Raw genomic sequence first — 24,583 nt, forward strand, 5'->3', positions numbered from 1 at the left:
AGGGAGAGGAAACATGGGCGTCGAATGGTTGAGGGGTTTGGTTGTAACCTCTGGAATTGTTGGTGCATCGATATGCATGTCAATTGTCGCTGCGTCCTCCGCAGACTTAAAAATCGGATTTATCGGTCCGCTGTCTGGGCCCGTGGCTGTCTACGGAACCGAGCCACTCAAGGCATCACGCCTTGCCGTTGAGGAAATCAACGCCTCAGGCGTGTTGGGCGGAGATAAACTTGTTCTCATCCCCGTCGATTCTGCGGCAAATCCAGCCCAAGCTGCCCAAGCGGCGCGGCGCATGGTTTTGAGCGACGACGTGTTGGCGATCATCGGTGGGCATACGAGCGCTGAGACGCAAGCCATCGTTGAAGCGACGCGAAATCTCAAGGTTCCGGTGCTCTCCACACTCGCACAGGCGGCTGAGCTGACAGCGGGCGAGAACAAATGGTTCGTCCGCATCTGCCAGAACACTGATATCTGGGGGAGGGCCGTTGCTACTTGGCTCAAGACGAAGCGTCAGCCGAAGTCCATCGACATGCTGGGGCGAAACGACGGTTACGGGCAGTCGCTGCAGAACGCTATAGCTGGCGCATCCGAGCAGGTGGGCATCAAAGTCCTCAGCAAAACGAACTACGATCCGAATACAAAGGAATTCAAGCCACTCCTGACGGCTGTCAAGGATTCTGGATCGGAATTCGTCGTGATCAGCGGCTTTTATACAGACACAGCGCTGCTGGTGAAGCAGATGAACGAACTGGGGGTCACGAAGCCGTTCTTTAACAACACGGCGGTCGCCATCCCGCAATACACGGAGATCTCAGGCCCCGCTGCGGAGGGTACTTATGGCGCTGTCTATTACCTGCCCGGATCGATCACGGGCGAGCAGGCGCGACGGTTTGTTACGAGCTGGACCGAGAACAACGGCAAACCACCAAGCCAGTATGAAGGCATGGGCTATGATGGCGTCAACCTACTGGCAAACGCCATTCAGCGCGCCAAGGCTAAGGGAAAGCTGAGCCGCGACACAGTCCGCGATGCCCTGTTCGAAACAAAGGATTTCGCCGGCGTTACCGGGAATATCACGATCACGCAGACAGGTGACGTAAAACGTCCGCTCCCCATCGTCCAACTCAAAGACGGGAAGATCGCCCTCGAAATGCTGGTTGATTGAGAGTTAGGTCGTTCGAGGCTCAGTGCATGACCTTCATAACCGAACTTATCGGCGGCGCGGCCATAGGCTGTATTTACGGGCTCGTCGCCATCGGCTACAGCATGATTTACAAGTCGATGGGACTGGTAAATTTCGCGCAGGCCGAGTTCACAATGGTCGGCGCCTTTCTTGGCTACTCAGTGCTTAGTGCCATTCCGGGTGCACCGTTCCTTTTGGTCGTTATTCTAGGATGCATGGGGACGGCCGTTCTGGGCGCCGTTCTTGAGCGAGTTGCCTTCCGGCCGGCCATCCGTCGGGGAGCATCCGAGATCTATCTCGTTCTTCTGACGCTCGGTATTGGCATCATCTTAAGTAATGGGGCTCGGCTCATTTGGGGCGCTGATCCTGTCGTCTATCAAACCCCGCTCGCGCACAGCATTATTCATGTCAGCGGATTCCCGTTGCCGACAATGTACCTTTACACGATGGGTTCAATGGTCGTGCTCCTCGTCCTGCTGCATTGGTTCTTCACCAAGGCGTGGTCGGGGCTTGCGATGCGCGCTGTGGCCGAGAACCGGTCCGCAGCACGGTTGATGGGTATCAATCCTGCGATCGCATCCTCGCTTTCTTTTGGCATTGCATCGGCGATCGGCGCAGCGGCGGGAATTCTCTATGCGCCCATCTTCTTCGTCTCCTTCGACATGGGGTCGGTCGGGATCAAAGCGTTTGCCGCAGCCGTGATGGGTGGCTTCGGCAGCATTCCGGGAGCGGTTGTCGGCGGGATCAGCCTCGGCATCGTGGAAACGGTTGGCGGACGCATCGTCGCGCCCGAGTACCAGGACAGTGTCGCGTTCGCAGTGATGATCCTCGTGCTCTTGCTCCGGCCGAATGGTCTGATTGGGAAGGGGGTTGCTCGATGAGCCCAAATCCAACCCTGTCACTCGATGCCGCATCCCGGCGTCAATGGATAACGGCCCTGATCATCTTGGCCATTCTATGGGGATTGCCGTTCAGCATTGGCGGCTTTGCCTTCTATCTCGGTACCATCGTTGCGATTTACGCGACATCGGCACTCGGCCTTCAGCTCATGGTCGGATTGGGTGGGCAGCTTTCGCTTGGCCATGCTGCCTTTTTGGGCATCGGCGCCTATGCTACGGCTCTGTTAGAGCTTCGTGCGGGCTTCTCTTACATCGCGGCTTCCGCGTGCGGGGCCGCCATCGGGGGTATCTTCGGCCTCCTGATGGCACAATTGATCCGGCTCTCTGGCGTGTACTTCAAGATTGCAACCTTCGGATTTGGGATCATCGCCTATCAGTTGATGCACAATCTAGCCGCGATCACGGGTGGCCACGGTGGATTGACTGGAATTCCGCCACTCGACGTCTTGGGTGTGAATTTCGACGATCCGAGCCGCCTCTACGCGATCGCTGCGATGATGGTCACAATCACTTATGTGCTCTTCCTACGCTTGGTGAATAGTCGAGCAGGACGTGCGTTTTCTGCCATTGGTCAGAATGAGATCGCCGCTCGTTCCATTGGCGTGCCGGTCGAGGCTTACAAGATGGCGGTGATCGTCATCGGTTGCACGGTCGCAGCCTGGGCCGGATCTTTAGTCCCGCATCTATATCAATATGTCAGTCCGGATTACTTCGGCTGGCATGAATCCCTCGTGCTGTTGATCATCATCACAGTCGGGGGGCATGGCAGCATGGCGGGCGCGGTGCTGGGCGCGGCAATTCTCATAGTAATCCCCGAGTATATGCGGGATCTCGCTGAATATAAGATGCTGATGTACGGCGTTCTGCTGGTCGCTTTCATGATGCTGCTCCCGAAAGGCGTTGCGGGGGTGGGCTATTCGCTTCTTTCGTGGATGGACCATCAGCACCGCCGCCAGAGGTTGGAGGCACGATGACTCCCGTTCTCGAACTCAGCGAGGTTCGTCGAAGCTTCGGCGGTATCAAGGCCGCAGATGGCTTGAGCCTGCGGGTCAAACCCGGAACAATTCACGGACTAATCGGTCCAAATGGCGCGGGAAAAACGACCGCATTCAACCTGGTTACGGGCGTGTTCAGGGCAGATTCTGGTCAGATCCGCCTCGACGGCGAGAACATTGAAACCCTGACGTCACATGCGCGTGCGCGGAAAGGCATCGCGCGCACGTTTCAAACACCGCGGCTCTTTGAGGATTTTACGAGCCTCGAGACTGTGATTGCTGGACGTTACATCCACGGGCGAGTGGGCGTCCTCGGTTCGATGTTCCGGCTTGGCTCAAAACGGAAGGAACAGCGTCGCATCGAAGAGGACTCGGTTGCGATCCTGGAGAGAGTCGGCCTCGCTGCCGAAGCTTATACGCCGGCGCGCAATCTCTCCTATGGTCATAGGCGCCAACTGGAGATCGGACGGGCGCTAGCGCTTGAGCCAAAGATCCTTCTACTGGATGAAGTCGCCGCTGGGATCAATCCGGTTGAGACCGCGCGTATCGCCGATCTTCTTTGTGAATTGCGCTCTGGCGGCGTGACGATCCTTCTCGTCGAGCATGACATGCCCTTCGTGATGGGCCTTTGCGACGACATCACCGCAATGAATTTCGGCAAGACCATTGCCGTTGGCACACCAAATGAAATCCGGGTCAATGAAGCCGTTGTGGAAGCCTACCTCGGGCGGTCCGCGCGCGAAAACCGTGCAGGAGGAAACTGCTAGATGTCCCATTATCTAAGCGTCGATATTGGCGGGACCCATACCGACCTGATTTATATCGACGACCAAGCTGGAGAGGTCAAAGTCGCGAAGGTCCCGACCACGGCGCAGAATCAAGCCGAAGGGATGTTCAATGGTATTGCAGACCTTGATGTGTCACCGGCCGAGCTCGATCTGGTAATCCATGGTACGACGGTCGCCACGAATGCCGTGATCGAGCGGAAGGGAGCCCGTTGTGGCCTCATAACAACACGGGGTTTCCGGGACGTTCTGGAATTGCGTCGGCGTGATCGTCCGAAGGTGTTTGGCCTAACTGGGACCTTCGCGCCTCTAATTGACCGCCCCGATCGTCGGGAGGTCGACGAACGTGTTCTTTCAACGGGTGAGGTGCTGAAAGTGCTGGACCCCGAGAAAGTTCGCGCTGTCGCGCGAGAGCTTCTCGATGGCGGTTGCGAAGTGCTCGTTATTTCCCTGCTGAACGCGTATGCGAATCCCGCGAACGAGCGTGCAGCTTTCGACGCTGTCCGGGATGTCTGGCCGAATGATTACATTGTTTTGTCCTCCAATATCCTGCCCGCGATCCGCGAATTCGAACGCACGAGCACTTCGGCGGTTAGCGGATATGTCCAGCCACTGCTCTCGCGTTACTTTCGATCGCTGACGGAAAAGCTGAAGGCGAGCGGCTACTCCAAGGACCTGCTAATCGTTCAATCTAATGGCGGCCTGATGAGCGCCGACGTTGCACCCAAGATGGCAGCGAACACCGTTTTATCAGGGCCGGCGGGCGGCGTAACCGCGGCGGTAGAGATCGCTCGTGACTGTGGCGTCCAGAACGTGGTGTCGGCGGATATCGGCGGGACCAGCCTCGATATCTGCGTGATCCGAAAGGGAACACCTCCGCTTACGCAAAGCACTGCACTCGAATTCGGCATTCCGCTTGCAACACCAATGCTCGCTATTGACGCCGTGGGTGCGGGCGGCGGCAGCCTTGCTTGGATCGATCGATCGGGTTTGCTTCAGATCGGGCCAGAGAGTGCCGGTTCGGATCCTGGACCGGCCTGCTACGGACGCGGGACGCAGCCAACGATCACGGATGCATTGATCGTGTGTGGCATCCTTGATCCACAGCGCGCAATTGGTCAGCACCGCGGCCGCGTCATGGTGCCAGAGCTGGCCGAGAAGGCCATTGAGCAAAAGATAGGAAAGCCGCTGGGCCTCGGAACCGTCGAGGCCGCGGATGCTATTCTCCAGGTGGCGCGGCACAAAATCGCTGGACACATCCGCCGTCGGCTTGTGGAGCAGGGGCACGACCCGCGCGCCTATCACGCCCTCGCGTTTGGCGGGGCGGGACCGATGTTCGTCAATAGCATGGTGAGCCTGGTTGGCATGGCCGGAGCCATCGTTCCGTATTTCCCTGGCATCACTTCCGCACTCGGGTGTCTCCTAGGCCGTTTGCGGCACGACTTCGTCCGAACGGTCAACGTGGATATCGACGACTTCGAGGCGGACCGCCTCGCGACTATCTACGAGGATTATGAGCGGCAAGGACGCCGGCTGCTTCTTGCCGAGGGCGTGGCTGAGTCCAGCGTTACTCATCAATGGGGCGCGGACATGTGCTATCGAGGCCAGACACACACGATCCAAGTTTACTTCCCCAAAGGGTTGGCGCTCACGCCGAGCGATTTGCGGCAAGCTTTCGAAGCTGCCTACAGGGAGCGGTTCGGGGGCCTGCTCGATCGGGCAGGCATTCTTCTGGTCAATGCACGCCTGACTTCCTCGTCGACCGACGATCCTCCTAGCCTATCCCGCCTATTGGCCAAGCGCGCGCCGGCGCCGGGTCAGATCACACCCGTTGGCAGTCGCTCAATTTACCTGAATGGCGAGCGGATTAACGCGTCGATCTATGACCGCTTCTCCCTGCCGGTCAGCTACGCCGTCGAAGGTCCGGCCATCCTCGTTCAACCGGACGCGACCACATTGGTAGAGAGAGGGTGCCGCGGTCGCGTCCATGAAAGCCTGAACATCATTCTGGAAGTGGTAAAATGAGCAACACACTCGATCCAGTAACGCTGTCCGTCATTAAGGGCTCGCTCGACCAGATCGCGGAGCAGATGGACGCCGTCATTGCAGCGACGGCGATTTCCCCCGTCATTGCAGATGCATGGGACAGGGCAAGCGGTATTTACGATGGCCAGTCTGGCGAAGTGATAGTGCAGGGGGCCACCGGCATCCTTCTCTTCACCACCGTCATGCAGCACACCGTCCAGGCGGTAATGGCGCAACACAAGCCTTCTTCGATGCAGCCAGGCGACGTGTTTGTGATCAATGACCCATATCAAGGCGGCACGCACACAATGGACGTGAAGTTCGTCCGTCCGTACTTCCGAAATGGCGAAATAGCCATGTTTCTGGCCAATACGGGTCATTGGCCGGACGTCGGGGGTATGGCGCCCGGCGGGTTCACGCCGGCTTCGACTGAAATCTATCAGGAAGGGCTGCGGCTCCCTCCAGTGAAAATCTACGAGGCCGGGCGCCTCGACGAGAAGCTGTTGCAGGTCATGCTTCTTAATATGCGCGTTAGCGAAGACCGCTATGGTGACATGGCGGCTCAGATAAACGCTTTGGATATTGGCGTGAAGCTCCTGGACGAACTCTTCGACAAATACGGCGAGGAGACGATCATCGCTGCCACCCGGGAGATGAAAGCTCGCTCAGAGTCCCTAATGCGAGCCCACATCGATACAATCCCAGACGGTGTCTACCGCTTCTCTGACATCATGGACAATGACGGCGTTGAAGAGGGCGAGAAGCTCATCGATCTGGTCCTAACAGTTAAGGGCTCGGAAATCGAGTTCGACCTCTCCGGTAGCTCCCCTGCATGTCGTGGCCCGTTCAACAGTCCGCTGAGTTGCACTGTGACCGGGTTGATGATCGCAATGAATCACGTCTTCTGGGATGTGCCGATCAACTCGGGGTGCTTCGCGCCTTTCACATGGAAGGTGCCGTTGGGATCAATGCTCAACCCGGAGCCCTACAGCCCCTGCGCCGCCTGTACCACTGAGACGACTCAACGGCTGATCGGCGTCGTAATGGGTGCGTTGGCGCAGGCAATACCGGAGAAGGTTCCGGCCTGTGCTTTCGGCACCGGCACCAATATCGGTATCGGTGGCAACTCCCCTTCCCGTGGTCGCTATGCGACCGTCTTCTTCTTCGGAGGGGGGTACGGCGGGCATTCGGACGGCGACGGACTCACCAACGGGTCAACACTCGTTTCCTCGTCGCGAAATAGCTCAATCGAGGTTTTGGAGCAAGCCGTTCCCTTGCTGTTCGAACGTTATGCCGTTCGAGAGGGGTCGGCGGGAGATGGCAAGTATCGCGGTGGCTTCGGGGTTGAGGTCGGGTTCAGCCTGCTCGACGGCGAGGCCACTGTAACGCTCGTCGGCGATCGCGGTGCCCGTGGCGCATATGGCCTCCATGGCGGCGAGCCCGGTCTTCCTGCGGATCACTGCTTCCATGCCAACGGACACAGCATCAAGCCGCCGTTCCTGTCCAAAATCGATCGGTTCCGGGTTGGACCGGGCGACGGTGCCCTCCTCCGCACACCTGGGGGCGGGGGATGGGGACGTCCGCAGGATCGCAGCGCAGAACTACGTCAGGCTGACCGACGCCGTGGCTATATCACCGAGTAAAGAGAGGACTGACCATGAGTGAAATTGAATTCAGCAAGTACGAAGCCAGCGTCGAAGTCCGCGTCGATAGCCACTATACGAACCAGGTGGTGTCGCTCGGGACGATCACCGAGCTGTTCGGTATGGCCGGAACGAAGCTGGCCTACATGTTCGATGGCGACGCCGGTTTCATGCGTGCCATGAACAATGTCGAATTCATCGCCCCGGCATATCAAGGCGACTTCCTGCGCGTCACCGCGAAGCTCGTCGGGGTTGGAAACTCGTCGCGCAAACGGGTCTATGAATGCTGGTGCACGGCGAGGACCTACGGCGTGGGTGATTTCGAGTCGTCCGGTGACGTGCTCGCAAAGCCCATCCTCATTGCTCGAGCCGATGGTGTCGCGGTTACGCCTGTTCAGTATCAGCGGTGCACGCCACGCGCCTCAGCAGCTAAGAAATGAACCGTGGAAGATCGTTGGCACAATAGTGTCGCCGCTGTCCCCTGGAGTTGGGTGGGATTCCTCGAATGAGTGTTCGTCCGATGAAGCATGCAGGTGAGGCGGGTCGCAATCATTCGGTTTGATCCACGCTGGTGCAGCGACTTCCGCCGGCTTCCAGTTCCGCGGCAACAAGGCATCGAGTTGTTGAACTGGACGATCGGCGAGGCGAGCGAGCACGTCGGTGAGCCAGGCGGGGGATCGACATCGTCGATGTTCGCACGTGAAGATCACCGAATACAGGGCTGGCTGACGTGCTCGGCCGATGCAAGTGAGCGCCATCCCGACAACTGGCTGCGCATGGCGATATTGGAATCGTCGCGGTAGGAAGCGCAATTCTCGCAAAGTCCCAGGAACGGCGGCGATCAGCGTGCTCGCAGATGGTGCCACATTCGCAGACATGTCGACGTCCTTTGAGATGTTCCGAGTATCCCAAGACTGATCGCCCCGAGCCGCAGGTCCTCCTCCACGGTCAAGCGCGCAAAGGTGCCGCGGCCCTCAGGAATGTGCGCCACGCCGATCCGCGTTACGTCCTCGGTCGAATGTCCAAGGAATGTTTTGCCTTCGAACAGGATGTGGCCACCGCACTTCACAATGCCGCATAGAGCGCGCAGCGTGGTCGTCTCCGGCGCCCTTGGCGCCGAGCAGCGTCGTGACGCCACCCTCGTCGAGATTGAAGTCGGAGCCATGCAGCACGCTCACCTCGTGGAAGAAGACTTCGTTGACCTCGCCGTCGTCGATCGTCTGGATCGGGCGCACAGTGATGCTCTTGGACTTCATGTTCGATCAGCAGGAAAGAGATGCCTTGCTGCTTGTTCGGCGTCGGGTTGGTGCGCACGAGCATGAAGATCATGTCGCGGTGCTGGCCGAGCGTCGTCCAGGTCTTCTGGCCATGGATGACGAAGTAATCGCCGTCCTTCTTGGCGGTGGTCTTGAGGCCCGCGAGGTCGGAGCCGGCTCGGGGCTCGGAAAAAGCGCCCTGGCCCCGCCAGCTGTCGAGATTGACGATTGCGGGCAGGTACTTCTTTTGCTCCTCCGAGCCGGAGGTGTAGATGACCAGGCCAATGCTGGTGCCGACGGCAAGCGTCTGCGGTGCGTGCGCGAGCATCTGCTCCTCGAGCCGGATGTACTACTGCACGGGCGTCCAGCCGGTCACGCCGTATTCCTTCGGCCAGTGCGGGACCGCCCAGCCCTTCTTGTTGAGAATGCGCGTCCAGCGGATGAGGTTGTCCTTGCTCTAATGAAGGCCGCCGACGAGCTGTCCCTGATGTCGGCGGGCAAGTTCTGCTTGATCAAGGTTCGCACCTCCTCGCGGAAGGCGATTTCTTCAGGCGTGAAACTGAGATCCATGTCAGGCCTCTGTCAATGTTAAAGTGCCCGAAACGCAAAAAAAGGAAGGAGGCGCGGCAGAATGGACGCTGAGCTGCGATGGCCCACAAAGATCACGTTCTCAATCACCTCTCGAAATTTGGAGACATGGCGGCATGCGAAGCGCTTCGCTTCAATGCTGCTGATTATCAACGCGAGACCAAGCCACCAATCAGTTTGTAATGTTGCCCTTCCAGCTGCCCCAAATGGATCTGCGACATGAGAGTGTGGTTTGTAGGCGAGGTCGAGAGTTTAATGCCCTCGATCATCATCGGGAGTTCGAACTCAAGGCTTGTGGCCGCCTTCATGATGCCGTCGCGGGTCAAGTCGTCCCCAGCCTGCCTGAGCATGTTCAGGACCGCCATACCGGCATTGTAACCGTTCACGTTAATCGTTTCCTGCGGGTTTCCGCCAGGGTAGTAGGTGGCCAGCGTCTTCTCATAATCCTTGTAGGCTGGCGTCTCACGTACGGCAGGGTCGGTTGGATCCTTTGCATATAGAGCGGCGATCACGCCTTGGGCATTCGCGAGGCCTGCTTGGTTCATTACGGAGCCGACCGAACTGGAGACACCCGCCACGTACTGCACGGGCTTCCAATCCAGTTCGGCGATCTTACGGATCGTCTGAGCAGTCGCTTTCGGCAAGGCGAAGATTGCGACCACATTGGCTCCCGAGCCTTTGAGGCTGACGACTTGGCTGTCTACCGTCGGATCCGTGATCTGATACGGGAGTTCGGCCACGATCATAGCCTTACCCTTTTCGCCCAGACCGGCGAGGAAGCCCTTCAGATAATCCTTACCCAGGTCGTCACTTTGGTAGAGGATACCTATTTTGGCGTCGGGGTTCGTCTTGCCTATGTGTTGTCCATAAGCATATCCCTCCAAATCGTACGAGGGGATGACACCCGCGGTGGTCCACGGAAATCGTTTGTAGTCGCCCCACTGATTTGCACCAGAGCCTACGAATATCTGCGGCACCTTCTTCGTATTGAGATAACGCTGAATCGCAGCGTTTTGCGCGGTTCCTATCGGGTATGCGATAAACGAAACTTCCTCTTTCTCGACGAGTTCGCGAACTCGTTCGACCGTACGCGAAGGATTGTAGGCATCGTCGAGCGACAGTAAGACGATCTTGCGTCCATTCACTCCGCCCTGCTCAGCATTCACCCTATCGAAAACAGCCTTCATCGCGCGAGCGCCGGTACCGTAGGCGGACGCAGGACCAGAATAAGGGGCTGTATTGCCGATGCGGATCTCGGTATCACTTGTGCCGGGGCCATACTTTGGCTCAGCCAGCGCAAGCCAGCAAACGCGAAGGTGGCGGCGAGGCAAACCACGGGTCCGTCAAATTTCATTCTAGCCACTATGTTTCCTCCGGCGATTTATTGAGGATTTTTTTAGCCACTTAATGCGACCGCAAACATTTCTCTTAACTGACGCTTGAGCACCTTACCGGATGCGTTTCGCGGCAGATTGTCGAGGAACTCGATGCGAACGGGAACTTTGAATTTACCTAACCTCGCGCGGCAATGCCGCTGGATAGACATAGCGTCGAGATCAGCGCTTAACTTCGGCACGACGACCGCAAGGCCCGATTCGCCCCATTTCTCGTCGGGTATGCCAATTACGGCGGCGTCAGCAACACCTTCATGCAAGAGGATTACTCGCTCAACCTCGGCAGGATAAACATTCTCGCCTCCGGAAATGTACATGTCCTTCACCCGGTCGACGATGTAGAGAAAGCCTTCTTCATCCTTGCGCGCCGCATCACCGGTCCTGAACCAGCCGTCACAAAAGGCGCGGTCGGTTGCCGCCGGATTTCGCCAATATCCCGGAGTCACGTTTGGACCTCTGATCCACAGTTCACCGACGCAACCCTGATCAACGTCGAGCCGGGTCTCTGGATCGACAATACGCAGATTTGTCCACATCAGGGCCTTGCCGATCGACCCTCGCTTCCGCTGCACATTCTCAAAATTAAGCGTCGCGCAGAGCGGGCTGGCCTCGGTCATCCCGAATCCCTCAGACAGAGGAACCCCGCGCGCCAACATGGTGTCGATCACGCTCGCGGGACACGGTGATCCACCCATTCCAACAAATCGCAGGCTAGAAAAATCCGTCCTGGTGAACGCCTCGTGCCGCACCATCATCTGAAATTGAGAGGGGACACCGTTAATGTGCGTCACACCGAACGATCTATCATTGACGATGCGCAGCGCCTCGCCGGCATCGAAAGTCTTGCACAGCAGAACCGTCCCACCTGCAGTCAGAATGGGAAGCGCGTGACAATTGAGCCCGCCTATGTGGAAGAATGGCAGCAGTACAAGCTGGACCGCGTCACGCGAGATACGGCACGGATAGTTGACGTTTACGAGGTTCCAAAAAAGCATGCCATGGGTGATGATCGCGCCCTTGGGATGGCCCGTTGTCCCAGAGGTGTACATGAGAAAGCAGGGATCGTCGTGTGTGACATGCGCGTCGATCGCTCGACCCGACATGGTGGCTAGCGTCGTCTCGTAACTGCTCGACGGGTCACCCGCTACAATTTCAAGATGGTAGGGAATGTTGCACTGGTCGAGCAGTTCTCGGGCGGTGTCACTTACGACTCTATCGTAGACTAGGAGTTTGGGCTGACAATCGGAGGCGATGTACGACAGTTCGGTCGAGGTCAACCTCGTGTTTAGGAAGACCGAAATAGCGCCAAGGCGGCTGCAGGCGTGCAATATCTCGAAAAATTCGCTGCCATTCTGCGCGAGAAGGGCGACGCGATCGCCCATCCCAATTCCGCGGTCCTGAAGGAAGCTGGCAAGTCGCTCAATGCGACTGTCAAGTTCCGCGAACGTAAGCTCGCGCCCAGTCGTCAAGTCTCGTATTGCGAGCTTGTCAGGAAACAACGTCACATTATGGCGGATAGCGTCGCAGTAGCCCGAGATCGCTTTCATGGCGCCGCCTTTCGCCGCAATACTGCTTCCGACAGCACAGACGGAGATGAGAGCCCCCGTGCTCCCGCCTTACCGCTCATCGAACACATCTCGCGTGTGGCTGACATGGCGTAACCTCATGCACCGCGCGCGCCTGTCATCCTTACCCAAGCAGGCTGCTGTCGCGAAACAAACATATCAAACATTGTACTTCCGAAACAAATATGTCAACTGCCGCTGCGCAAGAATTTGCGAATGGAGGCTTGTTGAGGATTCCCGTCCCCAATGAAGAGCGAAATTGTTCGCATCCGGCACATTAAGGGTATTCACTGGAGCCTGATCGCCTCGATCATGAACTCCAGAAGAGAAGGCGGTGATCGTCCCCGAAAGTTTCGGTCCTGGATGCAAGCGTCAACCAGATCCAGCGCAATCTGACCTGTCAGGCGGATCATGCCGCTCCCCATATCGGTGTTGCCTCAGGCCGCTCCGAATCGGGATCATACGTACCAGCGCCTTCAAACGCGCGTCAGCGCCGCAGCCTCGACATGTCGCCCATCCCAAGAGCGATTTCCATCCGACCAGCCCATGCTCGTCCGGCACCGCGCCCATTGTAATCGTCAGCGGAAGGACCGGCCACGCGACGTTCTGATCGACCGGCTCTTCGCTCATTTTGCGGCGCCACGTGAAAGCGAGGTTGGCGTTGACGTCTTGACACCGTGCGATCTCGACGATCGACGGCCGTCTTTTCCGGCTCTCTTCAACGGTCCGGCGCTTTCCGTCTGGCGTCCAAAATCGGCCTGCGCCCAACTGCGTCACTGTCATCGCTGGCGCGGGGTTCCATTCGTCGCTCCAGCTTACGGACCTCGTGCCACCTTGTTTGCTAAGGGTACCCGGGGCGCGCCAGCCATTAAAACAAAACGTGCAACTACAACCAACTTGACATATTTGTTTCGTCTTTGATATACGATGAATTGGGGTGTCTTCCATGAGCGCGCAAACAGCAAGGGCGGCTGATGTTTTACGCGTTGGGGCGAGACAGGTAATTGCCTGTCAAGGCCCAGGCCACATGCGACGAAAAGCATCGGCGACTTGGTGTGATTGATTCTTGGCCTGAGCTCTCAAGAAGATCTGGTCGCGTAAAATGCGCGCGTAGCTGTTTGCCGGAGGGCTGTAAGCTAGGACCGCACAAATCCTATCGCTGCGTGTGCACGTAAGATAATCGAGCAACATCGGAGAGTGAGATACCTGTGACAAGACATGCGTATATCGCTGGGATTTATGAGCACCCAACGCGTAAGGCAGCCGATAAGACCTTGGCGCAACTCTATTTCGAGATTGCTCAAGGGGCCGTAAGCGATGCCGGCCTGACTCTGGCGGACGTGGACGCATTCTATTGCGACTCCGATGCTCCTGGCTTGGGCCCACTTTCTTTGGTCGACTATATCGGGCTTAATGTCCGTCATTACGATTCCACCGACGTGGGCGGCTCGGCGCCAATGATTCATCTGGCTCATGCCGCGCAAGCAATTGCTGCAGGAAAGTGCAGCGTTGCTTTGGTCACACTTGCAGGAAAGCCTCGCACCGGTGGAAAAGGCCTACATACGCAACCTCAATGGGATGTGCCAGAAATGGCGTTCGAGCTGCCCTATGCTTATGGCGTGGTCGACCAGTATGCCATGTCGGCTATGAGGCATATGCATGAATACGGGACAAGTCCCCGGGATTTGGCCTGGGTGAAGGTTGCAGCCTCGCATCATGCCCAGCACAATCCTCACGCGATGCTGCGAAACGTGGTCACGGTTGAGGAGGTCTTGGATTCGCCGATGATCGCGGACCCTCTTCACCGCCTGGATTGCTGCGTTGTGAGCGACGGAGGCGGTGCATTTGTCGTCGTAAGTCCAGAGATTGCGCGGAGGCTGCAGCAGCCGCGCATTAGGTTGCGGGGAGCAGGCGAGTCGATCCGCGGACTGAGGGGGGGCACCGCGGACATCACGTCTTCGGGCGCAATAGCTTCGGGCGCTGCCGCATTCGCAGAAGCTGGTGTCAAACCGGCGGACATCAAGTACGCCTCTCTGTACGACAGCTTTACCATTACCGTCGTTGTTCAGCTGGAGGATCTTGGATTTTGCGAGAAGGGTCGGGGAGGCAGCTTTGTCGCGGACGGAAAGCTTATCTCTGGCGTAGGCAAGCTACCTGTGAATACGGATGGTGGCGGACTATGCAACAATCATCCGGCCAATCGTGGCGGAATGACAAAGATATTAGAAGCTGTCCGCCAACTCCGGGGCGAGGCCCATCCGGTAGTTCAGGTGAAGAACTGCGACTTGGCACTGGCTCACGGCACTGGGGGGTGGCTTGCAAGTAGGCATGGCAGTGCAACCGTTATTTTGGAAAGGGAATGACTTTGGATTTTGCACCGATGCAACCCGCGCCTCCGTCCAATCCTGAAACCGAAGCATATTGGGTTGGCACCGAACAAGGCCGGCTGATGCTGAAAACATGCCTCAGCTGCAACAAATCCCATCACTATCCTCGTGCGCATTGTCCGTTTTGCCACGGTGTTGAAACGGAATGGAAGCAGTCCGGGGGAGTCGGCGAGATCTATTCATACACGGTTCTCCGGCGTGAGAGCCCACCACGCGTTATCGCTTATGTGCGGCTTGACGAAGGCGTTATGATGCTCACGAACATTATTGAATGTACGCCTGAGGATGTCCGCATCGGGCTCAGAGTCAAAGCGACTTTCCCAACATCACCAGGCGATAATGCCCGCAAGATTCCGGCGTTCGTCATGAACCAAAAGGAAGCGTGACTCAACGAGACCGTTGAGATGAACGGGCCGACAATCATGCAGCGCGTTCAGGAGCACGACGAGCACCAAGCCCGCATGCGCCGCCCGCCTGACGCGACAGCCGACGATCGACCGTGCGAAGGCTCGATCACGAACGCAACATAGACGAACCAGGTGTTGGTCGGGACATAGGTGAAGTCCGACAACCACAGCGCATTCGGCCGATCCGCTGACGCGGTCGAGCGGAAGGCTTGGTCGTGTCGTCGGATCGTGCCGATCGGTTTGCCCCGATTGTGCTCTATTGCCTGCGTCAGTCGCGCGCAGGCGATGTCGAACTTCTCGCGCTTCAAGTGCAGCCACATCTTTGCGTCCACCATAGACGCCGAAGTTCTCCTAAAGACGCGTGTGAGTGCCGGACGCAAACTCCCAAACAACCTCGAATGAAAATTCCCGAGGCTTCGTGGCGCCGGCCTTCCGGGACATGTCCCGAAAGGCCCGGCGCCCCGATCGATTCGCCGATGCTGCTCCCGTTCGCGGGGGATCAAACTCGCAGAACTCGTCATCATTCTGGAACTTCACTGCCATGGCGTCTCGGTATCCGCCATCGCCCGCCAACTCATAATCGACGGGCGTGCGCACGCATATCACCAAGGGGCTGACCACGCCAATCTAGCGCCGCGACCAGCGCGCGAGCGTCAGATCGATCCACCCCCGCCTGGCCTACCTCGCCCAGTTCGTCGAGCCCGGCGTGCGGCGAATCCTCTGGCTGTTCTCGCTGTTACTCGGCCTCGCCCACCTGATCGGGGTAGCGGTTGGTCTTCACCAGGATCTTTAGCAGGCTGCTGAAAAACTGTTCTCGACGGCAGGAATGACGTGTGATTCCGTGGAGGGGAAGGCACGGGGTGATTTGCATGCGCGGACGGGACGATCGGTCGGAAGGTTTGTTCGCCTATGTTCGGCTGGAGGGGCGGATTCCGGCGGATCACCCGTTGCGGGCGATCCGGAGATTGGCGGATGAGGCGCTGGGTTCGCTGAATAAGCGTTTTGATAAGCTTTATTCCTCGACGGGTCGGCCCTCGATTGCGCCGGAGATGCTGCTGCGGGCGACGTTGTTGCAAGCCTTCTTCTCGGTGCGCTCTGAGCGAATGCTAGTGGAGCAGATCAGCTACAACCTATTGTTCCGCTGGTTCGTGGGGCTGTCGATGGACGCGGAGGTTTGGCATGCGACGGTATTCACCCACAATCGCGATCGGCTTTTGGAGGCGGAGGTGGCGCGTGAGTTCCTGGCGGCGCTGCTGGCCTTGCCACAGGTGAAGAAACTACTGTCGAGCGAGCACTTCTCGGTCGACGGGACACTGATCGATGCCTGGGCGTCGATGAAGAGCTTCCGACCGAAGGATGGCTCTGGCGAGCCTCCGGCGTCGGGACGCAACGGCGAGCGTAACTTCCATAAGGAACAGCGTTCGAATGAGACCCATAGTTCAACCACCGATCCCGACGCGCGGCTCTATCGCAAGGCAGCCGGCCGCGAGAGCCGGCTGTGCTTCATGGGGCATGTTCTGATGGAGAACCGCAACGGGCTTGCGGTCGATGCGACGCTGACTCACGCGACCGGGACGGCGGAACGGGAAGCGGCCCTGACCATGGTCGATCGCCGGAAAGGCAGGAGGGGGAAGCAAATGCATCGCATCACGCTGGGCGCGGACAAGGCCTACGACGCGACCTCCTTTGTCCAACACTTGCGGGAGCGCGAGGTGACGCCGCACGTTGCGATCAACGGCACGGTCAGCAAGCATGGCGTGGTCCGCAAGACGGCGGTCGATGGCCGCACCACCCGGCATGCCGGCTACGGGATCAGCCAAATCTTGCGCAAGCGGATCGAGGAGGTGTTCGGCTGGATCAAGGCGCAGGCCGGGCTCGATCAGTTCAAGGTGCGAGGACTTGCCAAGGCCAATGCCGTGTTCACGTTTGCGGTCGCGGCCTACAATCTGATCCGCATTCCAAAACTACTGGCTCCAGCCGTCGCCTGAGACAAGGCGACAGCGCCCCGGTTCGTTTGTCCGACCTCCGATCTCGACGTGCCCCCGCACAACGACCTAAATCACACGAAATCGAGACTTCTTCAGCAGCCTGTTCTCATGTTTGCTGTCAAGGGACTCGATCAAGCGGAGCCGCTTCCGGCTGAGCGCCCGGACGCTGGACTTCGAAGGTGCCCACGGTAGGAGGCAGAGCCAAAGACGACGGTTGATCAAGCTCTCATGCGCGGGTTGGGTACCGCATGACCGTGGTTTCGTCTTGGGGCTGCCTCGGTCTAGGGGGCGAGCGTCGGCGATGCCGGCTCATAACAGGCCACGAGGATTCCCCACCGCGCCCTGCCTCCTGCCCTGGGCACCGATATGGTCGAGCAGCGCTCTTCAGGCGGCCGGCCCGAGTTGTACTTGGCGAGTGATCGCCCACAGGAAGCCGACCATCTCGCGTGCAATGGCGGTGGTGACGATCACCTTAGGTTTGCCGCTCGCCGACAAGCGGCGATAGCGGGCGCACAGCCTGACCTGGGCCTTCCAGGCGATATCGCGGATAGCTTGTGGCAGACGCTCGTTACGGTCATGGAGCTTGCGACTGACGCGGGCTTGCATGCGATAGGTCCATGCCCCCTCGATCAGAGCCCGCCTGGCCAGAGCGTTGCCAGCCTTGGTGATGCCGCCGCGTCGGATGGTGGCGCCGCTCGAATGCTCCGACGGCACGAGACCGAGAAAGGCCATCAACTGGCGGGGATTGTCGAAGCGGGAGAAGTCGCCGACCTCAGCAACCACCGTCACGGCAACGATGAAGGCGACGCCGCGCATGGCCTGCACGGCCTCAACGAATGGCGTCATCGACCATTGTGGCGCCAGCTCTTCGATCCGCTTGGTCAAGCAATCCACACGGGCCTCAGCGTCGGTCATGGCATGAATGTAGTCCTGCAGAACGATTTGGCTTGCCGGGTGATCGAAGCGCACCGTGGTGAGCCAGCGACGATAAGCCAGGGTCCACCCCTTCTTCCCGGCATAGATGCGCCCATGCCGCAGCAGGAAGCCTTGGAGATGTTGCCGCGCCTTGCCGAGCACACGCATCGCTGTGGCGCGGGCTCTCACCAAGTCGCGCATGGCCTCATGCGCCGCATCCGGAACCCACACCGCTGTCAGCTCGCCGCTCCGGTGCAGCTTGGCCAGCATCGCCGCATCGCGCCGGTCGGTTTTTATCCGATCCCCGGCCTTCATTGGGATCAGCGAGGGGGCTACCACGATGCAATTGTGCCCCAGTCCCGTCAGTTGGCGATGCAGGCCATATCCGCAGGGTCCGGCTTCGTAGCAAAAACTTACCTGCCGGTCACCCTTGCCAAGCTTCTTCGCCAGCTTGTCGATCTGATCCGCGTGATTGGGGATGATCCCGAAGTTACGAACTTCCCCGCCGCGCATCCCTTCGGCCACCGCAACCGAAATCGTCGCCTTGTGCACATCCAGCCCCACGAAAATGCTATCGTTCATCAGGCCCGCTCCCCATGCTTGAGGCTCGGCGCCGGACCATCCGGCGCAACCCTCGATAGGAGCTTGCCGCGGGGCGGGCCGCCCGTCACCTCAGAGGGCGAACATAGGGTCTAGAGCGTGCTGCGCTGTTACACGGTCGCCTTCGCAGCGATTGGCGGCCTGCCGCGCGAAATTCTCGGCGATCGCATGAAGACCGCGGTCATGGGCGAAGCCCCCAGACCGGAAAGCCTGAACATCATTCAGGAAGCAGCAAAACGAGCGGCGCACTCGATCCAGTAACGCTATCCGTCACCAAAGGCTAGATCGCGGAGCAGATGGATGCCGTCTTCGCAGCGACGGGATTTCCCCCGTCATTGCCGATGCATGGGATAGGGTAAGCGGCACTTCCGATGGACAGCCTGGCGAAAGTGATTGGCGAATCTTCAATTCGGTAGTCAAAGCTTGCCAGCTTGCCGCTGCTCGATAGAGCTTCCAAAATTCGGAAAGGCCTTCCTTTGAGCAGGCTACAATCCTCGCGACAGGTAGCCCTGCTAGCTGAGCGATTGCTGAGATGCACTCAGAAATTGCGCCTAGCCCGCGAGTTTTTTCACTGATACAAATGCGTCACGTTAAAACAACATATCTCTCGGGTAAGGGAGCCTCATTGAGGTCTAAGGTCTGGCAAGTGGCCTCGGGCCGTATGTGGGCTCCACACCAATAAAGCAAAAGGCGCGAAATCTTGGCCCTTCAGAAAGTCCGCGAGCTCGTCGAGAAGCATTTCGACTCCATTCCTCCCCAACTCCAGCGTGCGGCAAAATACATCATCTCCGCTCCCGCAGAAGTTGCCATGTACTCTATGCGCGAAATTGCGGATAATGCTGCGGTCAGTCCTGGTGCTCTGACGCGCCTTGCACTCCAACTCGGCTTTTCGGGCTTCAATGAATTGCGCGAGGAGTTTCGGGAGGACATCACGAGCGGGAACGGCCCCCAGCGATACGCACGTAATGCAAAATCGCTGACCATCTCGAGCAAAGTGCAGGAGCGGAACGATCAGATCCGAAGCCTCGTACGCGGAGTTCTCAATGGGGCCGAGAGTCTATTCAGTGATGAATTTCTGGACTCGCTAGGTCGCGTAGCAGACGTTCTTGAGGGGGCTAAGAAAATATATGTGATCGGTCAGCGAAATAATCACGCCGTTGGCTATTTTTTCTTTTACGTGACGTCCTTGTTGCGGCCGAACGTCATTTTAGTGGAAGGGCGTTATGGCATGTTCGTGGACGAAATCTCGGAAATTCGAGCAGGCGATGCAGCGTTAGTCATCAGCTTCGAGCCATATGTTCGTGATGCGGTTCGCTGCACGGAGATTGCAGCCTCCCGGGGTGCAGCCGTCATCGCGATTACCGATAGCACAGTCGCCCCCGTGGCTCGCCAGGCTCGCGAGACGATCGTGGCTCCAAACATTGGAGTCGGCTTCTACCAGTCTTCCATTCCGGCACTCGCAATTGCCGAAGTAATTGCAGCGTTGATTGCCAAAAGACGCGGCGCCGAGGGCGTCAAGAGAGTGTCCGCTCAGTTTGAGCAGTTGGCCAAAGAGGGAGTCTACTGGTCTGCTCCAGCTCGGAAACGAAAAGGCTAAGCATCGGGATGGCCGTTGCGGCGACCTCACCCCATAATTCCTTATCATCTCCGTTTCTTCGGGTAACTGTCGGAATAGCGAAAGTTGGACACGAAGGAGTCGTATTGGTCGATGACGACCATCAAGATGCACCATATGTCTCAGGACAAAATGCATCAAAGATGCGCCGGGCCTTGGCGAGCGTCTCCTCATATTCGGCCGCTGGATCCGACATTGCGGTTATTCCGCTTCCCGCATGAAACACAGCCTGATCGTCGTCGATCGTCACGGTGCGGATCGCAATGTTTGTGTCCATGTATCCGTTAAAGCCGATGAAGCCGATCGATCCGCAATAGATCTGTCGCGCAACACGCTCGATCTCCGCGATAATTTCCATCGATCGAACCTTAGGCGCCCCGGTAATGGATCCGCCGGGGAAGCAAGCTCGAAGGAGGCTGACACCGTCCTGGTCTTCTGCGAGGCGCCCCTCAACGATCGACACGAGGTGGTGCACGGAAACGTATGACTCGAGGTTGCACAGGGCGCGCACCTCGACAGACTCTGGAGTACAAACTCGCGAGAGATCGTTGCGCAGGAGGTCGACGATCATCGTGTTCTCGGCGCGGTCCTTTCGGACGCAAGGAGGAATTCAGCGCGAAGCCGATCTTTCGTGGGGTCATCTGAACGCGCAATCGTTCCTTTGATCGGCCGCGTTTCGACTCGTTGTCCGTCAAGCTTCAAGAACCGCTCCGGTGAGCTCGATGCAATGATCAGCTTGCCGTGACGCAGCAGGGCAGCAAACGGCGCCGGGTTCATTGACCGCAGCCGGCAGTAGAAGGCAAGTGGATCAAATGACGCGGGTAGCTTGGCGCTGAAGCGCTGCGCAATATTTGCCTGGAAGATATCGCCAGCCAGGATCAGGTCGACCACGCGCTGTACCGCCGCAATGTAGCCATCACGGCTGAAGTTTGAATGCCACGAGCTAATTATGTCTCTAAAGTCATTCGGCAGCGACATTCGGCGTGCGAGAAGGGCTGAAAACTCATCGGCTCGACGACGTGCGCGCTCGCTACGGCGTGCGGGATCCTGCTCCGGCCATCCGGTGGAGACAATCCAGCATCTGTCCTGAAAATGATCGAAGCTGACAATGACGTCGTAGAAATGCAGAATGGATTGCGGCACGCGCTGACTGGCAGTTGCAGACAGCGGCAATCGCTCCAATGTCGTATTCAAATCGTAAGCGAGAAAGCCGGCCGCGCCTCCTTGGAACGGCGGGAGGCCGGGGCGACGCTCTTGCGGATACTTGGCTAGAACTGTACGGAGCGCGTCCCATGGGTCGCCGTTGACTGGCTCTCCATTCCAACTCGCTCGTCCGTCCATGACGGTATAAGTCCCGAATGGATCGCAGGTCAGATACGAGTAACGACCCAGCATCTCGTGCCTAGCCGCACTATCGAGAAACGTGAGGTCAGGTCGATGCGCCAGACTTCGCATCGCTGTGACAGGCTCAATCCCCTGTAACTCGCGGACGTACATCAGCTATCAGTCGTAGTCGGCGGGTCGCGATGAGACTCGCAGCGATTGCGATCACGATTCCAACAAGGGTGGCGCTTGTCGGGGCTTCGCAAGCTCGCGAGGCCAATTGTCAGCTTAGTCCTAGGCAATGGATTGGATCCGTCGGTCAAGTTGGCTAGTCGTTCTCCATTACGCAGAATGCGCATCTGTCGATACATCATAGTCGGCCGCGAACCGTAGCTCCCGGAGTGGTCGGACCCGCCTGATCGACTCCTGATAGAGATGATGCGCCTTGTAGGCTGCGAGTTCCGTCTCATTGTCGAACTCGCCATAGACCACGACGTCAATGTCATTGCGGAGCTGGTCGGTCTTGCGGTTACGAGCGATTTCGAGCCGGCGTGCATGTGGGATTGTCGTGAGAACCGATAGGCCTTCAATCATTTGATCGATATGGGCCCTATCCTTGGCGGTGAAGAAGACAATGTGACGGATCATCGATGGACCTGGATTGATATCGAACTGGGTTGCGCAATTATCTCGGGATCGAGCCCACGGCAATGTACCGCCGTATATCGCGTTGGCCGTCAGGAGCGCCGGTCTTCGACGCTCTTAGAATCGAGAAGTCCACCAGGGAACTCATCAAATGGTCTTCCTTTTCATGAGGCAGGAACGGCAAGGCGCTCAATCGTTTGGATATGGCGCGCAAGCAGGTTGCAGGCCTGATCGAAGTTGCGTGTCCTTAGTGCTTGAAGAATCAGGCGGTGATCCTGATTGGCGGACGTCACCCGGCAGACCTTGCCATTGCGAACACCAATCTCGAATTTGCAAGCTGTAGTCCGTCGAGGTTGGCGAGCAGGCGGGGCATCCCGCAAGGCGCAACCAGCGCCTGGTGAAAGGCACGGTTCGCCCTCTCAAATTCCTCGATGGTCTGGGTCTCCTTCAATCAAGGCGAGCTCGATCCGTGCTAAATGTGCGGATGTGAGCTTCGGAGCCGAGTTGCGAAGCGCGACCACCTCGAGCGCAGCCCGCATCTCGGCGATCTCCTTGATTGATTTTGTGTCAAGCAATGCAACCCGTACTCCGCGACGCGGCTCAGCGACGACAAGGTGATGAGCTTCTAGTCGTCGAAAGGCCTCGCGCACAGGAACATGACTGGAGTTGAATTCTCGCGCGACATGATCTTGGCGGAGTGGTGCGCCTGGCTGCAACGCTCCGCTGATAATGCGCTCACTGACCGACTCCGCAATACGCGCCGCAACAGTCGTGCTCCCATCGGTGATCATAGATTATCTACCACAAAAACGGATGCGTTCGAGAAGGCGCTCAAATAGCATCAGCCCATGGGTGATGACTATAGATAATTTGCAAAATTATCTATGAATTGGGAGGGGCCCTTTATGGTTGCTGGTGCTGGCGTGAAGCGAAAGGAAACGGACAGCGGCAGGCCGGTTCGCCGTGACTGGAATCGAGCTGACGCCGAAGCGATCTATGAGCAACCCTTCGCCGACCTCTTGTTCCAGGCGCAGAGCGTTCATCGCCAAAGTTTCGATGCAAATCGCGTCGAGATCGCCAGCCTACTCAGCATCAAGACAGGCGGTTGTCCGGAAGACTGCGGCTATTGCTCGCAGAGCGCCCACTACGACACCGGTTTGGAAGTCACGCGTCTCATGAAGTGCGCGGATGTCGTGGCCGCCGCGCAGCGCGCCAGGGATGCCGGCGCGACTCGTTTCTGCATGGCTGCAGCCTGGCGCAGTCCAAAAGATCGCGATCTCGATCAGGTCTGTGACATGGTGAGCGCAGTCAAAACTCTTGGAATGCAAACCTGCGTCACGCTCGGCATGCTGACAGCTAAGCAGGCCGACCGCCTCTTTGAGGCAGGGCTCGACTTCTATAACCACAATGTCGACACCTCGCCGGAGTTCTACGGGAAAATCATCACTACCCGCACCCTGCAAGATCGGGTCAAAACCCTTGAAGATGTGCGGCGGGCCGGCATCAAGGTCTGCTGCGGCGGCATTGTCGGCATGGGTGAACGCGTCGAGGACCGCATCGCCATGCTCTTGTTGCTCGCCAATCTCCCCATCCATCCGGAAAGCGTGCCGATCAACCTGTGGAACGAGGTCAAAGGAGTGCCGGTCAATGAGACAGCAGAGCGACCAGACCCAATCGCGCTGGCACGCTTGATCGCAACTGCCCGGATCATGATGCCGAAGAGCGTGGTGCGGTTGTCCGCCGGGCGACAATACATGACAGATGAACTTCAGGCACTGTGCTTTTTGGCCGGCGCCAATTCAATCTTTATCGGGGATGTGTTGTTGACCACCAAGAATCCGGAAGCCGATCGCGACGCGAATTTGCTGGATCGGCTCGGTATCGCATCAGGCTTAAGTAGAGCAGCTCAACAACGACGCCGCACGCAAAACTCCAACTGAGGTGAAGAATGCAAGTTACCCTGATGAAAGGCAAGATCCATCGCGCGTCCGTGACCGAAGCCGATCTTCACTATGAGGGCTCGGTTTCGATTGATCGTACGCTGTTGGAGGCGGCAGGATTCCTGCTTAACGAGCGCGTCGAAATTTACAACGTGGACACTGGAGCGCGGTTTGCGACCTACGTGATCGAGGCACCTAAGGGATCCGGCACGATAAGCCTGAACGGCGCGGCTGCGCGACTCGCCCTGCCTGGGGACAAGGTCATTATTGTTGCATATGCCTCTTTTGATGAGGCTGAGGCGAAGGTCTTCCAGCCACGAGTGGTGCTGGTCGACCGGGAAAATCGCATCTTGACCACTTAGAGCGAGCCGGCCGGCGGTGAAGCCTTCCGGTCATCAACACTTTTGATGTGATTGCTAGTCAGCGGGTG

General features: G+C 58.1%; 20 protein-coding genes and 2 pseudogenes. 14 read left to right on the plus strand and 8 right to left on the minus strand.

Features of this window, described 5'->3' with window-relative positions:
• The first annotated feature begins 13 nt into the window (after window positions 1–13).
• From ACNJX8_RS09760 to ACNJX8_RS09790, 7 genes are read left to right on the plus strand one after another with little or no spacing between them, the layout of a single operon-like run.
• Entirely contained in the window at window positions 14–1,165 is a 1,152-nt protein-coding gene (locus tag ACNJX8_RS09760) for an ABC transporter substrate-binding protein (RefSeq protein ID WP_439360430.1), read from the plus strand.
• 26 nt (window positions 1,166–1,191) lie between these two features.
• Entirely contained in the window at window positions 1,192–2,064 is an 873-nt protein-coding gene (locus tag ACNJX8_RS09765; protein ID WP_439360431.1) for a branched-chain amino acid ABC transporter permease, read from the plus strand.
• A complete protein-coding gene (locus tag ACNJX8_RS09770) occupies window positions 2,061–3,056 on the plus strand; it encodes a branched-chain amino acid ABC transporter permease (protein ID WP_439360432.1) in 996 nt (331 codons plus the stop codon). The genes ACNJX8_RS09765 and ACNJX8_RS09770 overlap by 4 nt, the downstream gene beginning before the upstream one ends.
• On the plus strand, window positions 3,053–3,844 hold the full coding sequence (locus ACNJX8_RS09775; protein WP_439360433.1) for an ABC transporter ATP-binding protein: 792 nt from the start codon (window positions 3,053–3,055) through the stop codon (window positions 3,842–3,844). The genes ACNJX8_RS09770 and ACNJX8_RS09775 overlap by 4 nt, the downstream gene beginning before the upstream one ends.
• Entirely contained in the window at window positions 3,845–5,887 is a 2,043-nt protein-coding gene (locus tag ACNJX8_RS09780) for a hydantoinase/oxoprolinase family protein (protein WP_439360434.1), read from the plus strand.
• The gene (locus ACNJX8_RS09785) at window positions 5,884–7,530 is read left to right on the plus strand and encodes a hydantoinase B/oxoprolinase family protein (RefSeq protein ID WP_439360435.1); all 1,647 of its coding nucleotides are present in this window, start codon (window positions 5,884–5,886) and stop codon (window positions 7,528–7,530) included. Before ACNJX8_RS09780 ends, ACNJX8_RS09785 begins: the two co-directional genes overlap by 4 nt.
• Window positions 7,531–7,544: 14 nt before the next feature.
• On the plus strand, window positions 7,545–7,970 hold the full coding sequence (locus ACNJX8_RS09790; RefSeq protein WP_439360436.1) for a hotdog domain-containing protein: 426 nt from the start codon (window positions 7,545–7,547) through the stop codon (window positions 7,968–7,970).
• Window positions 7,971–8,595: 625 nt separating this feature from the next.
• Here the strand turns inward: ACNJX8_RS09790 and ACNJX8_RS09795 are convergent.
• From ACNJX8_RS09795 to ACNJX8_RS09805, 3 genes are all read right to left on the minus strand, one after another.
• Complete coding sequence (locus ACNJX8_RS09795; RefSeq protein WP_439360437.1) at window positions 8,596–9,114, minus strand: acyl-CoA dehydrogenase family protein; 519 nt, start codon at window positions 9,112–9,114, stop codon at window positions 8,596–8,598.
• Between the two features lie 409 nt (window positions 9,115–9,523).
• Window positions 9,524–10,705: an ABC transporter substrate-binding protein gene (locus ACNJX8_RS09800; protein WP_439410322.1), complete on the minus strand. Its 1,182-nt coding sequence runs from the start codon at window positions 10,703–10,705 to the stop codon at window positions 9,524–9,526.
• Window positions 10,706–10,770: 65 nt separating this feature from the next.
• Window positions 10,771–12,315 (minus strand): acyl-CoA synthetase, encoded by a 1,545-nt coding sequence (locus ACNJX8_RS09805; RefSeq protein ID WP_439360439.1) that lies wholly within the window; start codon window positions 12,313–12,315, stop codon window positions 10,771–10,773.
• A 1,220-nt stretch (window positions 12,316–13,535) separates the two neighbouring features.
• Between ACNJX8_RS09805 and ACNJX8_RS09810 the strand changes: the two genes are divergently transcribed.
• Entirely contained in the window at window positions 13,536–14,696 is a 1,161-nt protein-coding gene (locus ACNJX8_RS09810) for a thiolase domain-containing protein (protein WP_439361863.1), read from the plus strand.
• Entirely contained in the window at window positions 14,693–15,106 is a 414-nt protein-coding gene (locus tag ACNJX8_RS09815; protein ID WP_439360440.1) for a Zn-ribbon domain-containing OB-fold protein, read from the plus strand. Before ACNJX8_RS09810 ends, ACNJX8_RS09815 begins: the two co-directional genes overlap by 4 nt.
• Before the next feature lie 47 nt (window positions 15,107–15,153).
• Here the strand turns inward: ACNJX8_RS09815 and ACNJX8_RS09820 are convergent, their stop codons facing one another.
• Window positions 15,154–15,462: a hypothetical protein gene (locus ACNJX8_RS09820; protein WP_439360441.1), complete on the minus strand. Its 309-nt coding sequence runs from the start codon at window positions 15,460–15,462 to the stop codon at window positions 15,154–15,156.
• A gap of 534 nt (window positions 15,463–15,996) precedes the next feature.
• Here ACNJX8_RS09820 and ACNJX8_RS09825 point away from each other — a divergent pair.
• Window positions 15,997–17,115 (plus strand): IS5 family transposase, encoded by a 1,119-nt coding sequence (locus ACNJX8_RS09825; RefSeq protein ID WP_439360442.1) that lies wholly within the window; start codon window positions 15,997–15,999, stop codon window positions 17,113–17,115.
• 384 nt (window positions 17,116–17,499) lie between these two features.
• Here ACNJX8_RS09825 and ACNJX8_RS09830 read toward each other — a convergent pair whose 3' ends face one another.
• On the minus strand, window positions 17,500–18,612 hold the full coding sequence (locus tag ACNJX8_RS09830) for an IS110 family transposase (protein ID WP_128943091.1): 1,113 nt from the start codon (window positions 18,610–18,612) through the stop codon (window positions 17,500–17,502).
• Window positions 18,613–18,729: 117 nt separating this feature from the next.
• Here ACNJX8_RS09830 and ACNJX8_RS09835 point away from each other — a divergent pair, with 117 nt between their 5' ends.
• Window positions 18,730–18,891, plus strand: a complete 162-nt coding sequence (locus ACNJX8_RS09835) for a hypothetical protein (protein WP_439360443.1) — start codon at window positions 18,730–18,732, stop codon at window positions 18,889–18,891.
• A 439-nt stretch (window positions 18,892–19,330) separates the two neighbouring features.
• A complete protein-coding gene (locus ACNJX8_RS09840; RefSeq protein ID WP_439360444.1) occupies window positions 19,331–20,227 on the plus strand; it encodes a MurR/RpiR family transcriptional regulator in 897 nt (298 codons plus the stop codon).
• Window positions 20,228–20,348: 121 nt separating this feature from the next.
• Here ACNJX8_RS09840 and pabB read toward each other — a convergent pair.
• From pabB to ACNJX8_RS09855, 3 genes and pseudogenes are all read right to left on the minus strand, one after another.
• Window positions 20,349–21,742: pseudogene (gene pabB / locus ACNJX8_RS09845) on the minus strand (aminodeoxychorismate synthase component I).
• A gap of 168 nt (window positions 21,743–21,910) precedes the next feature.
• On the minus strand, window positions 21,911–22,216 hold the full coding sequence (locus ACNJX8_RS09850) for a Dabb family protein (protein WP_439360445.1): 306 nt from the start codon (window positions 22,214–22,216) through the stop codon (window positions 21,911–21,913).
• 161 nt (window positions 22,217–22,377) lie between these two features.
• Window positions 22,378–23,004: pseudogene (locus tag ACNJX8_RS09855) on the minus strand (GntR family transcriptional regulator).
• 114 nt (window positions 23,005–23,118) lie between these two features.
• Between ACNJX8_RS09855 and bioB the strand changes: the two are divergent.
• The gene (gene bioB, locus ACNJX8_RS09860; protein ID WP_439360446.1) at window positions 23,119–24,153 is read left to right on the plus strand and encodes a biotin synthase BioB; all 1,035 of its coding nucleotides are present in this window, start codon (window positions 23,119–23,121) and stop codon (window positions 24,151–24,153) included.
• An 8-nt stretch (window positions 24,154–24,161) separates the two neighbouring features.
• Entirely contained in the window at window positions 24,162–24,515 is a 354-nt protein-coding gene (panD, locus tag ACNJX8_RS09865; RefSeq protein ID WP_439360447.1) for an aspartate 1-decarboxylase, read from the plus strand.
• Window positions 24,516–24,583: the final 68 nt, after the last annotated feature.

It is taken from the genome of Bradyrhizobium sp. SPXBL-04 (genome assembly GCF_051853035.1).
GTDB lineage: Bacteria > Pseudomonadota > Alphaproteobacteria > Rhizobiales > Xanthobacteraceae > Bradyrhizobium > Bradyrhizobium zhanjiangense.

Excerpts from the sequence above, each read along its gene's own strand:
- ACNJX8_RS09760 (WP_439360430.1), top strand. The coding sequence starts at position 14 with ATGGGCGTCGAATGGTTGAGGGGTTTGGTTGTAACCTCTGGAATTGTT.
- ACNJX8_RS09765 (WP_439360431.1), top strand. The coding sequence starts at position 1,192 with ATGACCTTCATAACCGAACTTATCGGCGGCGCGGCCATAGGCTGTATT.
- ACNJX8_RS09770 (WP_439360432.1), top strand. The coding sequence starts at position 2,061 with ATGAGCCCAAATCCAACCCTGTCACTCGATGCCGCATCCCGGCGTCAA.
- ACNJX8_RS09775 (WP_439360433.1), top strand. The coding sequence starts at position 3,053 with ATGACTCCCGTTCTCGAACTCAGCGAGGTTCGTCGAAGCTTCGGCGGT.
- ACNJX8_RS09780 (WP_439360434.1), top strand. The coding sequence starts at position 3,845 with ATGTCCCATTATCTAAGCGTCGATATTGGCGGGACCCATACCGACCTG.
- ACNJX8_RS09785 (WP_439360435.1), top strand. The coding sequence starts at position 5,884 with ATGAGCAACACACTCGATCCAGTAACGCTGTCCGTCATTAAGGGCTCG.
- ACNJX8_RS09790 (WP_439360436.1), top strand. The coding sequence starts at position 7,545 with ATGAGTGAAATTGAATTCAGCAAGTACGAAGCCAGCGTCGAAGTCCGC.
- ACNJX8_RS09795 (WP_439360437.1), bottom strand. The coding sequence starts at position 9,114 with ATGCTCGCGCACGCACCGCAGACGCTTGCCGTCGGCACCAGCATTGGC.
- ACNJX8_RS09805 (WP_439360439.1), bottom strand. The coding sequence starts at position 12,315 with ATGAAAGCGATCTCGGGCTACTGCGACGCTATCCGCCATAATGTGACG.
- ACNJX8_RS09815 (WP_439360440.1), top strand. The coding sequence starts at position 14,693 with ATGACTTTGGATTTTGCACCGATGCAACCCGCGCCTCCGTCCAATCCT.
- ACNJX8_RS09820 (WP_439360441.1), bottom strand. The coding sequence starts at position 15,462 with ATGGTGGACGCAAAGATGTGGCTGCACTTGAAGCGCGAGAAGTTCGAC.
- ACNJX8_RS09825 (WP_439360442.1), top strand. The coding sequence starts at position 15,997 with ATGCGCGGACGGGACGATCGGTCGGAAGGTTTGTTCGCCTATGTTCGG.
- ACNJX8_RS09830 (WP_128943091.1), bottom strand. The coding sequence starts at position 18,612 with ATGAACGATAGCATTTTCGTGGGGCTGGATGTGCACAAGGCGACGATT.
- ACNJX8_RS09850 (WP_439360445.1), bottom strand. The coding sequence starts at position 22,216 with ATGATCCGTCACATTGTCTTCTTCACCGCCAAGGATAGGGCCCATATC.
- bioB (WP_439360446.1), top strand. The coding sequence starts at position 23,119 with ATGGTTGCTGGTGCTGGCGTGAAGCGAAAGGAAACGGACAGCGGCAGG.
- panD (WP_439360447.1), top strand. The coding sequence starts at position 24,162 with ATGCAAGTTACCCTGATGAAAGGCAAGATCCATCGCGCGTCCGTGACC.